1 protein-coding gene is annotated in these 648 nt (G+C 32.4%); it reads left to right on the top strand.

Going from position 1 to position 648, the window contains the following annotated elements; genetic code table 11:
• Window positions 1–574: HAD family hydrolase (locus Q0975_RS28345; RefSeq protein WP_366889778.1), on the top strand; the 574-nt coding region annotated here is incomplete at its 5' end.
• Window positions 575–648: the final 74 nt, after the last annotated feature.

Consider the following 648-nt stretch of genomic DNA (forward strand, 5'->3'; position numbering starts at 1 on the left):
CGTTCTAAGCCATTACCGAAATTTGGAAATTGAAAATAAAATATTATTAGTATTGGATTTAGATGAAACTCTAATTCACGCAACTGAGCGAAAACTCGAAATTGACTTTGACTTTCAGTATGCGGATTATTTCATTTATAGAAGACCAAATCTTAAATGGTTTCTGGAATCTATGAGTGCTGATTTTAAATTAGCCGTTTGGTCTTCTGCTGACGATAAATACGTTGAGGAAATAGTTGAAAAAATTAAACCTGAAAATATTGAATTCGAATTTGTTTGGGGTAGAACCCGTTGTACAACAAAAAGAGATTATGAACTTGATGAATATGTTCACGAAAAAAGACTTAAAAAAGTAAAAAAGAAAGGCTTCTCAATTGAACGGATATTAATGATTGATGATTCTCCTGAAAAAACAAAAGACAATTACGGAAATGCAGTTTATGTGAGTGCATTTGAAGGAGACCAAAATGACTCTGAATTGAAAACTCTTGCGGAATATCTGAGCTCAATAAAAGATAGCCATAATGTGAGAAGTTTTGAAAAAAGAGGATGGAAAAATAAAAAAACGGCTTAGAACAACACCTATGCGATAATGCGGAGTTTAAGCTTAATCGAAAAGATATTGCCTATTTTGGTTTGTCGCCAAAG

The sequence above is a fragment of the uncultured Aquimarina sp. genome (genome assembly GCF_947500065.1).
Lineage (GTDB): Bacteria > Bacteroidota > Bacteroidia > Flavobacteriales > Flavobacteriaceae > Aquimarina.